A 14201-nucleotide genomic window follows, 5' to 3' on the forward strand; every position below is an offset into this window, starting at 1 on the left:
CGGCTGCCGAAGTCCGGTACCGTGAATGGACGCACTCAGATGGGCAGCCCGGAGCGGACCACCCAGTCCGCATAGAAGCAGACCAGGGCCAACAGGACGAAGATCAGGTCCACCATCCAGAACCGGACGACCACCTTGGACTCCTGCCAGCCCATCAGCTCGAAGTGGTGGTGGATGGGCGCCATTTTGAAGACCCGCTTGTGGGTGAGCTTGAAATAGCCCACCTGGATGACATCGGAGGCTGCCTCTCCCACGAAGAGCCCGCCCAGGATGACCGCCAGAAGCTCGGTATGGGTGGCGATGGACAGGGCCGCGAAGAGCCCGCCCAGAGCCAGGGATCCGGTATCGCCCATGAAGATGGAGGCAGGATTGGTGTTGTACCAGAGGAAGCCGAAGCAGGCCACGGCCGCACAGCAGGCGATGATGGCCAGGTCCAGGGGGTCGGAGACCGCGTAGGCATGGCCGGGATGGCCGCCGCCCTTCAAGTGGTAGCTCTCCCAGAAGGCGATGACCGTATAGCCCACGAAGGCGATCATGGAGGATCCCGAAGCCAGTCCGTCCAGGCCATCGGTCAGGTTGACCGCATTGCTCCAGGCCGTCATCAGCAGATTGACCCAGATGATGAAGAGCACCACGGACAGGACGCTGCCCGCCATTCGGAAGTCGATGATGGGCTGCTCCACGAAGGATATGCCCGCCTGGGCGCTGGGGTAGCCGTTCTTGGTGGGCAGCTTCAGGGCCAGCACCGCGTATATGGTGGCCAGAATGAACTGGCCGATGAACTTGGCCCTGACCGACAGGCCCAGATTCTGCTTTTTGCGCACCTTGGCGAAGTCGTCGATGAAGCCCAGAAAGCCCATGGAGAGCATGGCGAACAGGACCAGCATGGCAGACAGGGACACGGACTCCCCCCGCGACAGGTAACGGTAGAGCGCCGAGGCCGCCCATCCCAGCAGAATGGCCAGGTTGATGACCAGCCCGCCCATGGTCGGGGTGCCGCGCTTGACCAGGTGGGACTTGGGCCCGTCCTGACGGATGTACTGGCCGTAGTGCAGGCGGTGGACCAGCCGTATCAGCAGGGGGGTCCCCGCCAGCGTCACCACCAGGGCGACCAGGATTCCGATGATGAGGGCAATCACAGTGTGTACTCCAACTCTTGGATTCTGTCCTTGAATATTAGACCCCGCTGCGGGGATGCCGATGGACCCATGGCTCAGCCCTGCCACCGGTCGGCCAGATCGGACAGGCCGGACATGTGCGAGCCCTTGAGCAGAACCAGATTCTGCCGGTCCGAATGCCTGGCGCACAGGCGGCGGACCATCCGGTCGGCCTGGTCAGCGTCCTGGGCAAAGAGGACACGCATGGACCCGGGTTGATCCTCGCCGGAATCGGATGGACCGCCGGCACCACGGACCAGGGCCTGGACCAGAGCATCCATCCGTTTGTCCCGGCAACCCACCGCGACCAATGCATCGATGCCCTGACGACGGCAGTAGGCGCCGATCTCCTGGTGCAGCTGCTCCCCTCGATCGCCCAGCTCAAGCATGACCCCCAGGACGGCTATCCGATAGACCGGGCCATCGGATCCCTTCCAGGCGGCCAGGGCGTCCAGACCGGCCCGCACGGAGTCGGGATTGGCGTTGAAGGAATCATCGATCAGGGTGAAGGAGGCTTCCGGCAGCCGGACCGAGGATAGGGCCATCCGATGCGGACTGATCCGCCGCTGACGGCCCAGTTCATCGGCGATGCGCTCTGCGTCCAGACCCAGGGCATGGGCTACCGTAGCGGCGGCCAGGGCGTTCATGACGTTGTGCCGTCCCGGAATGCCCAGACGCAGCCGAACTGGTTGCTGGCCACGCAGGCACAGCTCGAAGGCCGGCCTATCCAGGCTGTCACTGTCCAGGTAGCGAGCCGAACCATCCAGGTCGCTGCCCTGCCCGCCGCCTTGAACGGCCATGCCAAACCGCAGAACAGGCCCGGAGGCCAGATCAGCCATGGCGGCCACCCGGGAATCGTCTGCATTCAGCACGGCGGTCCCGCCCGGCACCAGGCCTTGCACAATCTCGCTCTTGGCCTGGGCGATACGCTCCACGGAGCCGAATTCGCCCAGGTGGGCCACTCCCACCTTGAGGACCAGGGCCATGTCCGGGGGAACCATCCGGGTCAGGCCCGCAATCTCGCCCACGTGGCTGGCACCCATCTCCGCCACCAGGTAGCGTGTGTCCGGCCCGACCTCCAAGGCGGTCAGAGGAAGGCCGATCTCGTTGTTGAAGGACCCGACCGGGGCCACCACAGGGCCCAGCAGGGCCAGCAGGGAGGCCAACAGATCCTTGGTCGTGGTCTTGCCGACTGAACCGGTGATGCCGATGACCGTGAAGGGGCCTGTGGCCTCACGCCGGAGGTCCATGTTGGCCCTGGCCAGCAGCCCCAGGGCCGCAACCGTATCGTCCACAAGAATCTGAGGCAGGTCAGCGTCCGGAACCAGGTGGTCGACCAGGGCCGCCCGGCAACCCTTGGCCCCCAGGCCGGGAACATAGTCATGACCGTCCACGTGCTCGCCCTTGATGGCTACGAAGAGTCCATCGACCCCCGCCTGCCGGGAGTCGGTCACCACCCGCATGCGCACGGACCGCCGGTCGGGTTCGCGACCAGGACCGGCCTCGACCAGCCGACCGTGCACATATTCGACGACCTCTTCCAGGGTCATGGGCATGGACCCGGCCCCTACAGACTGACTCATCCTCACCTCTCAGGACATTTCGCGGGAGACGCGCAGGGCGCTCCTGATGTTGTTGCGTTTGACGCCGGCGGCCATGGTCATGGCGATGCATAGGGACAGGTCGTCGCTCTGTGCATCGGCGGGCAATGACTGGCGGGCCAGCCCGTCCGATTCCTCGTTGCGCCGGGCCACAATGGTGTGCCCGCCCAGGTTGAACCCGTATCGGCGGGCCCTGGAAATCAGCCGCACATGCCGCATATCGCGGGTGGAGCCCTCCTGGGCGCCCAAGGCCACCACATCCAGGTCCACCGCCTGCAGGGCATCCCTGGCCAGGGTCTGCTCCTCCACGGAGATGACCACGGCGGCCGCCCCGTCCTCCAGGGCGATGGACAGATTGCGCTGCACATCGAACATGCTCAGGGGGTATTCCAGGTCCAGCCGCCGGTCCAGCGAGTATGAGCCCTTGGCGCTGAGAATGCCGACGGGATTGCCCAGCACGTGCAGGAAGTCGGCCAAGAGATCCACCTGGTCCTGCACCTGGGAACCGACCAGGGCGAAGACAGCCAGTGCTCCCGAAGGATCACCGGCGGCATTGGCCAGCAGCTGGCCCATCTGCCAGGGGTGCATGGTGCCGAAGAGCAGGGGTATGCGGGCTCGTCCCACCTCTTGACGGGCCGCAGTCGGCAGCAGGGCTGCGTAAGCCCCCCGACGCTCGGCCTCCTCGATCATGCCCTGGTCCACCTGCTGGTCTGCAGGCACGTAAAGACTGCCGGGCCGCACCGAGGGCAGGTCGTCCACCAGTGAGGTCACCGTCACTGGTTCAGCGAAGTCGGGGACCAGGGTAAGCCCGTAGCGCCCCTTGAGCTGACCCAGGGTCAACCGTCGGGAGATTGATTCACTCAGCGCACTCATGCTGCAATCTCTCCTTCGTCCGGGAACGCCATGATGCCTGCCGGTATCACCATGTTACCGGGATAGCATCGGTTCTGGGCTGGGACGTGGGGACCTGGTATTTCTGCATAAGGAATTCACCGATCTGGGCGAAGATGGGACCAGCGGTGACGCCGCCGAAAACCCCGGCACTGCTGTGGGGATTCTTCAGCACCACGGTGATCACAAAGCGGGGATCGTCAGCGGGCAGTATGCCCACCCAGTCGCTGACGATGCCGCTCAATCTGCCGGAGCTGTCGGCCACCTCGGCGGTGCCGGTCTTGGCGGCTATCCTGTAGCCTTCCACCTTGACCGTCTTGTCGTATTTCTCTGACACTGACTCCATCGCGTTCATGACCTCACCCGCCACCTTCTCATCCACGACCCTGACCTGATTGGCCTTGACGGCGCCCTGACCGCGGATGATGGTCTGGTCGGAACGGACCCCCTTGTTGGCCAGGGTGGCGATGGCATTGGTCAGCTGGACGGCGTTGGTGGCATAGCCCTGGCCGAACAGGACCGTGTTGCGGGTGCGCCGATCCCAGGTCTGAGGCGTGGTCAGCAGTCCCTTGGACTCCCCCGGCAGACCCAGGGCCGAGACATGGCCGATGCCGAAGCGGGTCAGATAGTCGTAGCGCTTCTGGTCCGGATAGTTCTGACCGGCCATGACCATGCCCACGTTGGAGGAATTCTGCAGAATGCCGGCCAGCGTCCAATGCTCGTCCCCATGGTTGAAGGAATCCTTGTACTGCTGGTTGTCGAGGGTGATGTGGTCGGGCACGGTAAAGCGGTCGGTCATGGAGTGCGCCTGCTCCTGGAGCATGCCCGCGGCCGAGATGGTCTTGCCGACCGAGCCGGGCTCGAAGGTCTCCGCCACAGCCCTGGAGGAGTTGACCTTGGCCTGGTCGCTGCCCGCCTGGTAGTCGTCGGTGTCGGCCAGGGCCAGGATCTCGTTGGTGTGGGTGTCCTGAACCACCGCCAGGGCCCAGTCCGCATGGTAGTTCTGGCAGCCTGACTTGAGGGCCTGGCGGACGTACCAGAGCACGTCCTGATCGATGGTCAGTCTCACGTCCTTGCCATTGACCGGATTGCGCTGACGGGTCATGGTTCCGGGAATCTCCTGGCCCAGCATCCCCTGCTGATAGACCGTATAGCCGTCAGTGCCGGTCAGCCGCCGATTCTCCATCTGCTCGATCCCGGCCACGCCCTTGCCGCTGTCGTCGATGCCCCCGATCAGGGCTCCCATCAGATCCGCGTGCGGATAGGTGCGTTCACTGCTCAGTTCGGCCGTGATGATCCCCTGCAGTCCCAGCTTGTCGATGGAACGCTTGACCTCGGGGGTCACCCGCTTGGCCAGGACCACATACCGTCCAGGGACGCTGAGCTTGCCCCCCAGCTCCATGGCGTTCATCCCCAGGGCAGGCGCCAGAAGGCGTGCCACGCCCGCAGCACCGTCAGCGCCCACCGGATGGCCTTTGATACTGTGGCAGTCACTGCCCGTGCGCTTGGTGCAGTTGATGGGTATGAAGGAAGCGGCCGCCTCGGGGTCGCCGATGATGTTGTATCGCTCCAGGCTCTGGGCCAGCACCCGGCCGTTGACATCCAGGATGCGGCCACGCTGGGCCTTGATGGTATGCGGCACGGTGCGACCCGCCGCAGCTGCCTGGGCCATGGACCTTCCGTCGAAGAGCTGGATGTAGGCCAATTTGCCCAGGGCCAGCGCGGCCACGAGGATCAGGATCAGGCCCACGGACAGGGAACGTTTGCAGAAAGACAGGTGCCAGGAGCGCTTGGTTCCCTTGCCGCTCATGGATGCCCCGCTTTGCTCCGGGCATCCTGAGGGGGCCTGTAGCCCTGCAGATCGATGGAGTTCAGACCCTGCTGGGGCTGCATGCCCAACTGCTGGGCCTTGTCCGGCAGGGAGGCCTGGAGCTGGTCGAGTTTGTTCTGGTCATCCTGGACGTCCTGGTTGAGATTGCTGATCTCACGCTGGATTCGGGTGGCTTCGAAGGAATCCTGGACCATCTGGGTACGCAACATCAGGGAGCCGAACATACAGGCGGCCAGAAAAACCACGGAGGTCATGATCCTCAGCAGAGGATTGCCACGGGTCCGCGTCCAGCTGATCAGGCGCCGGGCCCCCTCAGCCACCGGGCCTCGTTCTGGCTGGCGGGCCTTGCCCGGCTTGCCTGTGCCCTTGATCAGACTGAGCTCAGGCCTGGTGGGCATTTCCTGGATGCGGGGATGGCCCTTGTCTGCAGAGGCCTTGGAACGGACTGAACGTGCTGGCATGGTCATGACCGGCGCCTCGATTCCGAACCGTGGCCGACGCGGCGACGGCGACCATCCGAACCCTCACCACGGGCCTCGGCCTGAAGCCGACGACGACGCTCCTCAGGGATGGTTCCGCTCATCTCCACAGCCCGCAGGCGGACCGAGGCGGAGCGGGGGTTGCGTTCCCGCTCGGCCGGGTCTGCCTTGATGGCCCCGTGAGTCAGATCCGACAGGTAGGGACGGGCCTGATCTGGCACCACCGGCATGCCCGCAGGAAGGTCGACATGCAACCCAGGCGCCATGAAGCGCTTGACCATGCGGTCCTCCAGGGAATGGTAGGACTCCACAATCAGACGACCCCCCTGGGACAGCCGCAGAATGGCCTGGGGCAGGGTTCGCCTCAAACGATCCAACTCCCCGTTGACCTCGATGCGCAGGGCTTGAAAGACCCTCTTGGCCGGATTGCCCGGAGGACGGTGGCCGCGCGGCACAGCCCTGTCGACCAGGCGGTCCAGCTGGGCCGAGGTGGTCAGCGGCTGCTCCTGCCTGGCCTCGACGATGGCCCGGGCGATGCGTCCCGCATAGCGTTCCTCCCCATACCGGGAGAAGATCTCGGCCAAGTGTTCCTGGTCGTACTCGGCCAGGACCTGTGCGGCCGTCAGCTCCTGGCTGGTGTCCATGCGCATGTCCAGCGGGGCATCCTGCCGGTAGGTGAAGCCCCTGTCGCGCTGGTCGATCTGCAGGGAGGACAGCCCCAGATCCATGAAGACCAGGTCCACCTGGCCCACTCCCAGTGCATCCAGCTGCCGGTCCAGCTGGTCAAAGGGGGCATGCACCGGCGTGAAGCGGTCGGCCAGACCCTCGTCGCGCATCCGGCCAGTTGCCAGATCCAGGGCCTCAAGATCCCTGTCGATGCCGATAAGACGGGCCTCAGGGCAAGCCTTGAGGAAGGCGGTGGCATGCCCTGCCAGACCCAGCGTGCAATCCACAGCCACGGCCCCCGGGTGCTCCAGGGCGGGCCGGGCCAGCGCAAGGCAACGCTCCAGCAGGACGGGACGGTGGACCATACCTCTGTCCACGGCCTCCTGATCGGGTGGATTGCGATTTTCCATGAACGCCTCCATCAGCAATCCACCGCCGGAAGAACATCGTCGGCAATGTCGGCGTAGCCCTGTTCCTTGCTCTCAAGGTATGCGGTCCAGGAATCCAGATTCCAGATCTCGGCACGGGTGCCCACACCGATGACCACGACGGGACCGGTCAGCCGTGCATAGGAGCGGAGCATGGGCGGAACCAGGATGCGACCCTGCTTGTCGGGGACCTGGTCGACAGCGCCGGACAGGAATACACGCAGGTAGTCCCTGGCCGACTTGTCGCCCATGGAGGTGTGTTGGATGCGCACGGCCATCCGCCGAAATTCCTCAGCGGGCAGCAGACTGACGCAACGTTCCTGGCCACGGGTCATGACCAGGCCCTGACCCAGCTGGGCGCGGAACTTGGCGGGCAGCGCCAGGCGGCCCTTGGAATCCATCTTGGGGGTGTAGGTGCCCAGAAGCATGGGCGGCAGGGAAGGCAAGGCAGCATCTGCGTCGTATGTATCGGCCATGCCCCACCTCCAATGCCAGTTCGGTAACCATGGGACGGCCCCATTGGGTAGTGTCCCCTGCGCAGTGCTCCCCACTTTACCCCACTTATCCCCATTGCTCACCACCTTGACACCACTTCAGGCCCAAACCCAACCATTCGACTCGCCAAAGTGTCCGGTCCGGCGTTTCGCCACCCGGCGAAGAGGGCGCTACCACGGATCTGCCGGGCCGAAAAAGTAGAGGTCCAGCGGTATATTGGATCATCCGATTTTTGACCATTGGACAGAACGGACGCACATGTCGAGCTATTCCTCACAGCTGCATGAAGAGCAGACGGCGGTGGACAGGGCCTACGGCCGTCTGGACGAGCTGCGGACCCAGGCCAGGACCAGACTGGACGCGGTCCGGGCCGCCGGCTCCCACGGATCGCCCACCCAGCGCACCGAGCGGGATTCATTCGCCAACATGTACGAGGACCGGCTCACCCAGCTGCGGGCCGTGGAGGACCGTCTGGTCTTCGGCCGGCTGGATACGGCCCAAGGCGGCCGACGATATATCGGGCGACTGGGCCTGCTGGACAGCAACCATGAGCCCATCCTGACCGACTGGCGTGCCGAGGCCGCACGCCCCTTCTACGAGGCCACCCCGGCGGACCACGGCGACATCGTCATGCGTCGGCACATCACCCTCAACTTCCGCCAGGTCACCGGCATCGAGGATGAGGTTCTGGATCTGTCGGCCCCCGAAGTGGACAAGGCGGCCCAGGGCGGCACCCTGGCCGGCGAGGGCGCGCTCATGGCCTCCCTGTCCAGCCGCCGCACCGGGCAGATGACCGACATCGTGGCCACCATCCAGGCCGAACAGGACCGGATCATCCGCTCCCCCATGACCCGCCCGTTGGTGGTCCAGGGAGGACCAGGCACCGGCAAGACCGCCGTGGCCCTGCACCGGGCGGCCTATCTGCTCTATACCCACAGGCGCAGACTCGAGAGTTCAGGCGTGCTGATCGTCGGGCCAAGCAACGCCTTCCTGCACTACATCGACCAGGTCCTGCCCTCCCTGGGCGAGACCGGAGTGCTCAGCCGAACCATGGGCGACCTCATCCCCGGCATCAGCACCGAACGCCAGGAGGATCCTCAGGTGGCCCGGCTCAAGGGGGACATCCGCATGGCCGAGGCCGTAGCCAACGCCGTCGCCTCCCGGGAGCGGGTGCCTGCCTCCCTGCCAACGGTCAAGGTGGATGGGGTGGCAGTCCCCATGCTTGCGGTCGACCTGGAACAGGCCCTGGTCGATGCCCGACGCAGCCACCAGCCCCACAACAAGGCCAGGAACACCTTCGTGCGCTCGGCCCTGAACGCCATGACCGCCCGCTATGCCGAAGGGGTGGACTATCAGCCCGGAGCCGAGGAACTTGCCCGGGTCACCTCCCTGCTACGGCTGAACGACCAGGTGCGGCGGACCCTCAACCTGGCCTGGCTGCCCATGAACCCCCGCTGGCTGGTCAACGACCTCTGGTCCAGGCCGGATCGTCTGCGCCGGTTCGCCCCCTGGCTGACCCCGGAACAGATCGACCTGCTGACCCGCCAGGACGGCGCCGAACTTACCGTATCCGACATCCCCATCCTGGATGAGGCCATGGAGCTGCTGGGCCCAGACCCCCGCCAGGCGGATCGTGAACAGGCCGAAAAGGCCCGACGCGATGAGGAACGTCAATTTGCCAGCGACACCCTGGCCCAGAACGGCATCGGCACAGGCATCGTGACCTCGCAGATGCTGCTGGATTCCATCAATGGCGAGGACGAGAACCAGGCAGCCACTCAGGCGGCCGCCGACCGAGAGTGGGTCTACGGGCACATCGTGGTCGACGAAGCCCAGGAACTAACGGCCATGGACTGGAGAATGCTGGTCCGGCGCTGCCCATCCCGGTCCTTCACCATCGTCGGGGACGTGGCCCAGACGGCGGCCCTTGGCGGCACCCGGTCCTGGGCCTCCACCATGGACAGGCTTTTCGGCCCGGACGGATGGGACCTGCGGCAGCTGACCATCGACTATCGCAACCCTCGTCAGGTATCCAACCTGGCTTCCTCCTTCGCCGCCTCCGAGGGTCTTGAGGTTTCCACGCTCAAAGCCGTGCGTGAGGTGGAAGGCTCGGTCAGCCACCTGCGGGCCGACGATCAGGCCAGCCTGCTGGACCAGCTGCCCGACCTTGTGGGCGAACTGGCGGAACGTCACCTGGGCAAAGACGGTACCGGACGCCTGGCCATCATCGTTCCCAGCGCCCTGGAATCCGAGGTCGGCTCACAGTTGCATATCGATAAGGCTCAGCAGCACCAGATCACGGTCACAACCACCGGCCACACCAAGGGCCTGGAGTTCGACGCCGTGGTTCTGGTTGAGCCTGGAGCCATTCAGAATGAAGCCCCCTCCAGGCTGAGCGCGGCGGCCGACCTCTATGTGGCCATGACGCGACCGACCCAGGAACTGGTCATCGCTCAGACTTCCGAGGATCAGAGGCTGCTGAATCTGGGATGATGCGCCTGGCACACCGTTCACTTCCAGCTCCATCTCACAACGGCGGGAGGTGCTGGCCTGTGGCAGTTTAGGCCTGATGCAGTCAGAACGGCCGGGCCAGGGTAGCTGATTTCTCAGGACTGTGCAGTCGCAGGCTGCTCTTCAGCTGACTGGTCCTCGGCGCGAAGGGTGTCGATGGCCTGCTGGAAGTCCTCCAGGTTGCTGAAGTTGCGGTAGACCGAGGCGAAGCGCAGATAGGCCACCTCGTCCAGCTCCCTAAGGGGCTTCAGAATGGCCCTGCCGACCTCTTCCGAATCGACCTGAGCCAGGCCGCGCGAACGCAGATCCTCTTCGACCTGCTGGCCCAGGAGCTTCAGGTCATTCTCATCTATGGGCCTGCCCTGGCAGGCCTTCCTTACACCAGAGATGACCTTGTCGCGGTTGAAGGGTTCGGCGTTGCCTGAACGTTTCATGACCAGGAGGATCGAGGTCTCCACCGTGGTGAACCGACGCGAGCAGTTCGGACACTCACGGCGGCGTCTTATGGCATGGCCGTCGTCGCTGATTCGTGTATCCACAACCTTGGTATCGGGATTCTGGCAGAAAGGACAATGCATATGTAATATCATAGCGCCAAAGAACCTCAAGACCCACGTATACCGGGCCTATCAGCGTATAACCCTGGACAAACTCCTTGAATTCAGCTAGTACCTTCATCCCGGCGACGAGTCATTGAAGCCGCGTCGGTAATTCCCTGGACCGAAAGTCGCTGCATCAATCGTCGCTGGGAATCAGAATTCGGTCACCAACGCGCAGGTTGGGCGAGGACATGTTGTTGATCCGCATGATGCGGTCCACGTTTTCAGTGACATCCTCGCCTTGCGGGGTGATCGAGGCTGCATAGGACCAGACATTATCGCCCGGACGGACCGTTCTTGCAATGACCTCCTGCGGTCCTGGAGCGGAGCTGGCCGGACGAGCCATCCATCCGGCCCCAATCAGGGTCATCGCGCCGACAGCCAGAAAAGCCGCGAATCTGCGCACGATGACACCCACGAAACCCTGATCGGACACACAGGCTTTGGCGGCACTGCGAAGACGCAGCATGACGGACGAGAACAGGGAACTGACATACACCCGGCAGGCCGAGGGCAGGCTCGACGGCGTAGACATGCGGGAACTGACACCGGCACGAACAACCACAGCACACCTCTTTCGAACATTTGTTCTATCGAACAGATGTTCTCATTCTGGCATCTCACTCGTCGTTTGGCAAGGCCGATTCGAACATTTGTTTGATTTTTCACTTTGGGCAGGCTAGACTGAGTTCAGTTTCCAAGGAAAGGAGCCATCCGTGAGCACCATCCCCTTTGTCGGGCCTGCAACCATGAGCTCCGACAGCAAGTCCAGCGCCGCTCATGGCGCAACCTCTCAGGAAACCGCTGAAACCTCCGCCAGCACCGAGCATCCGAATCAGGGGTCCAGGCCCAAGTTGACCGATCGCCAGGCCAGGGTGCTGGAAGCCATCAAGCGGCACCTGTCGGAGCGCGGATTTCTGCCCTCCTACAGGGAGATCGGCAAAGACGCGGGACTGCGCAGCACTTCTTCCGTCAAACACCAGCTTCAGGTCCTGCAGGATCTGGGATACATTCGTCTGACTGCCAACAAGGGACGTGCCATAGAGCTGGTTCAGGACCAACCTGAGCCGACTGCTGGAACCGCCAGGATCATGCCCTTCCCCGACACACAGACCGACGAGGCCATCATGCAGTCGCGCGACGTGCCCCTGGTCGGCAGAATCGCCGCAGGTCAGCCCATTCTGGCCGAGCAGCATGTGGACGATGTCATGCGTCTGCCCGAGCGCCTGACTGGATCAGGTGAGCTCTTCATGCTTGAGGTCCATGGGGATTCCATGGTTGATGCCGCCATCTGCGACGGGGACTTCGTGGTCGTCCGCCGCCAACAGGAGGCTGAGAATGGAGACATCGTCGCGGCCCTGCTGGACGATGGGGCCACGGTAAAGACCTTCCGTCGCGAGAAGGACCACGTCTGGCTGATTCCCCACAACCCGTCGTACTCCCCTATTGACGGCACCCACGCCGTCATCATGGGCAAGGTGGTCACCGTTCTGCGCAAGGTCTGAAGGCTACATGTCCAAATGCTCGCCGCTGCTGTCTCGGTGACCCTGCGGCTCTATCTGAAAGGTCGTGTGTTCGACCGAGACCGGGAAATGATTGCGCAAACAGCGTTGCATGCTGGTCAGAATGCGTTCGTTTTCGACAGCCGTCGTTCCCTGACGCACCACCACATGTGCCGTCAGCTGCGGCAGGCCGGTGGAAACACTGTTGGCATGCAGGTCGTGAACCTCAAGCACGCCGGGCACACCCTCCAGGTGCTTCCTGACCTTGGCCATGTCGAGGTCCGCCGGGGTCTCCTCAAGAAGCACGGAGACACTGCTGGCCAGCAGTTTGATCGCGCGGGGAATCATCAGCAGAGCAATCAGGGCTCCCGCCACGGCATCGAATCCGGCCCAGCCGGTGAGCATCATGACCACGGCAGATACCAGGACGGCCACCGAGCCCAGTGCATCGTTGACCACTTCGAGAAAAGCGGCACGCATATTCAGGTTGTCCTTATGCCCGGAGGCCAGGACCAGGATGGACCCCACATTGGCAGCCAGGCCCAAAATGCCGAAGAAGAGCAGCAACCCCTGCTGATGAACCTGGTCCCGCCCGGGCGACCAGAGCCGCAAGACAGCCTCCACAATAGCGTAGACGCCCACAGCCAGCAGAACCAGAGCACCGCCGGCCGCCGTGATGACCTCCAGACGGGACCAGCCCCATGTCCTCCGGTTTGTGGGACGGCGCTCCATCAACACTGCCGTGACCGTGGAGGCGATCAGCACGGCCATGTCGGTCATCATGTGCCCGGCGTCGACCAGCAAGGCCAGGCTACGGGTGACCAAGGCACCGACGACTTCGGCCACGAATACCGAGCCCGTCAGCGCCAGGGTCGTCAGCAACTGTCGACGATGGGCGGACCCGCCGCCCTGGACACCACCTTCATGAGCGCTCATGCATACCACGATTCATCAATCACCAAAGTATGCCACCAGGGGTCACAAGGCAAGGGTCTTCCGAGAAATACTCAGAAACCGAACTTGCTTGCCGTCTCCTTCAGGGTCTCGGCGGAACGCTTCAGAGCAGCCAGCTCGCCGTCGCTCAGCGGGGTGTTGATGTGGGTGTTGACCCCGTCACGGTTGAGCACGCTGGGAACCGACATGCACACGTCAGAAATCCCGTGGAAGTCCTCCAGCAGGGAGCTGACCGGCAGAATCCTGTCGGTGCCGTTCAGGATGGATTCGATGATGTCCACGCCGGACATGGCGATGGCGAAGTTGGTCGCCCCCTTGCCCTCGATGATCTGGTAGGCGGCGTTCTTCACCTCCTGGTGGATCTCCTCGCGCTTGGCCGCGTCCAGAGGCTCATGGCCGGGCAGCTCCATCCAGTCACACATGGGCACCCCGCCGATGGTGGCCGAGCTCCAGAGCGGGACCTCGGAGTCGCCGTGCTCGCCGGCGATGTAGGCATGGACGTTCTTGACGTTGACACCGGTCTGCTGGCCGATCAGGTACCGCAGCCGGGCGGAATCCAGGTTGGTGCCCGAACCGAACATCTGGTTGACCGGCAGCCCGGACAGCTCCAGAGAGACCCGGGTGACGATGTCGACGGGGTTGGTAATCAGCAGGAAGATGGCATTGGGTGCCACCTCGACCATCTGAGGAATGATGGACTTCATCATGTTGATGGTGGCGCCGGCCAGGTCAAGCCGAGTCTGGCCCGGCTTCTGCCTGGCTCCGGCCGTGATGACCACCATGTCGGCATCGGCGCAGATCTGCGGATCGTCCGAGCCGTCGATGGTGACCGTGGGGTAGAAGCTGGATCCGTGCTGCATGTCGCGGACCTCGGCCTCAACACGCTGGGCGTTGATATCCTCAAGGACGATCTCCCGAGCCACACCGCGCTGGGCTGCCGAGAAGGCCAGGGTCGACCCCACGGCTCCGGCTCCTACGATCGCTAGCTTGGTTGGCTTGATTGATGATTCCGCCATTGTTTTATGGACCTCTCTTATCGGAACCCGGGAAACGGGTTTGCCGCTGACACAACATACGTAGTCTACCC

The 14201-nt window shown here is 63.8% G+C and carries 13 protein-coding genes; 2 read left to right on the plus strand and 11 right to left on the minus strand.

The genetic code is table 11. The features are described from left to right. Window positions 1-35 precede the first annotated feature (35 nt). From mraY to mraZ, 7 genes are all read right to left on the minus strand, one after another. Window positions 36-1139: a phospho-N-acetylmuramoyl-pentapeptide-transferase gene (mraY, locus tag H3U90_RS00985; RefSeq protein WP_029677929.1), complete on the minus strand. Its 1104-nt coding sequence runs from the start codon at window positions 1137-1139 to the stop codon at window positions 36-38. Window positions 1140-1213: 74 nt separating this feature from the next. After that, the gene (locus tag H3U90_RS00990) at window positions 1214-2740 is read right to left on the minus strand and encodes a UDP-N-acetylmuramoyl-tripeptide--D-alanyl-D-alanine ligase (RefSeq protein WP_198176686.1); all 1527 of its coding nucleotides are present in this window, start codon (window positions 2738-2740) and stop codon (window positions 1214-1216) included. Window positions 2741-2749: 9 nt separating this feature from the next. Further along, the gene (locus H3U90_RS00995; protein ID WP_198176687.1) at window positions 2750-3631 is read right to left on the minus strand and encodes a UDP-N-acetylmuramyl peptide synthase; all 882 of its coding nucleotides are present in this window, start codon (window positions 3629-3631) and stop codon (window positions 2750-2752) included. 46 nt (window positions 3632-3677) lie between these two features. Further along, window positions 3678-5459: a peptidoglycan D,D-transpeptidase FtsI family protein gene (locus H3U90_RS01000; protein ID WP_198176688.1), complete on the minus strand. Its 1782-nt coding sequence runs from the start codon at window positions 5457-5459 to the stop codon at window positions 3678-3680. Further along, on the minus strand, window positions 5456-5947 hold the full coding sequence (locus H3U90_RS01005; RefSeq protein WP_232340538.1) for a hypothetical protein: 492 nt from the start codon (window positions 5945-5947) through the stop codon (window positions 5456-5458). Before H3U90_RS01005 ends, H3U90_RS01000 begins: the two co-directional genes overlap by 4 nt. Next, on the minus strand, window positions 5944-7035 hold the full coding sequence (rsmH, locus tag H3U90_RS01010; RefSeq protein ID WP_415873656.1) for a 16S rRNA (cytosine(1402)-N(4))-methyltransferase RsmH: 1092 nt from the start codon (window positions 7033-7035) through the stop codon (window positions 5944-5946). The genes H3U90_RS01005 and rsmH overlap by 4 nt, the downstream gene beginning before the upstream one ends. 11 nt (window positions 7036-7046) lie before the next feature. After that, window positions 7047-7529 (minus strand): division/cell wall cluster transcriptional repressor MraZ, encoded by a 483-nt coding sequence (gene mraZ, locus H3U90_RS01015; RefSeq protein ID WP_198176689.1) that lies wholly within the window; start codon window positions 7527-7529, stop codon window positions 7047-7049. Between the two features lie 277 nt (window positions 7530-7806). Here mraZ and H3U90_RS01020 point away from each other — a divergent pair, with 277 nt between their 5' ends. Further along, window positions 7807-10041, plus strand: a complete 2235-nt coding sequence (locus tag H3U90_RS01020) for a HelD family protein (protein WP_198176690.1) — start codon at window positions 7807-7809, stop codon at window positions 10039-10041. 113 nt (window positions 10042-10154) lie between these two features. Here H3U90_RS01020 and nrdR read toward each other — a convergent pair whose 3' ends face one another. After that, window positions 10155-10637, minus strand: a complete 483-nt coding sequence (gene nrdR, locus H3U90_RS01025) for a transcriptional regulator NrdR (protein WP_198176691.1) — start codon at window positions 10635-10637, stop codon at window positions 10155-10157. A 157-nt stretch (window positions 10638-10794) separates the two neighbouring features. Further along, complete coding sequence (locus H3U90_RS01030) at window positions 10795-11193, minus strand: LysM peptidoglycan-binding domain-containing protein (RefSeq protein ID WP_198176692.1); 399 nt, start codon at window positions 11191-11193, stop codon at window positions 10795-10797. A 181-nt stretch (window positions 11194-11374) separates the two neighbouring features. Between H3U90_RS01030 and lexA the strand changes: the two genes are divergently transcribed. Next, the gene (gene lexA, locus H3U90_RS01035) at window positions 11375-12163 is read left to right on the plus strand and encodes a transcriptional repressor LexA (protein WP_332460568.1); all 789 of its coding nucleotides are present in this window, start codon (window positions 11375-11377) and stop codon (window positions 12161-12163) included. Window positions 12164-12166: 3 nt separating this feature from the next. Here the strand turns inward: lexA and H3U90_RS01040 are convergent, their stop codons facing one another. Together H3U90_RS01040 and H3U90_RS01045 are read right to left on the minus strand one after the other, a co-directional pair. After that, a complete protein-coding gene (locus H3U90_RS01040; protein WP_198176693.1) occupies window positions 12167-13096 on the minus strand; it encodes a cation diffusion facilitator family transporter in 930 nt (309 codons plus the stop codon). A 71-nt stretch (window positions 13097-13167) separates the two neighbouring features. Further along, window positions 13168-14130: an L-lactate dehydrogenase gene (locus H3U90_RS01045; protein WP_024627229.1), complete on the minus strand. Its 963-nt coding sequence runs from the start codon at window positions 14128-14130 to the stop codon at window positions 13168-13170. Window positions 14131-14201: the final 71 nt, after the last annotated feature.

The sequence above is a fragment of the Bifidobacterium sp. W8103 genome (genome assembly GCF_016100775.1).
In the GTDB taxonomy this organism is placed as follows: Bacteria; Actinomycetota; Actinomycetes; order Actinomycetales; family Bifidobacteriaceae; genus Bombiscardovia; species Bombiscardovia choladohabitans.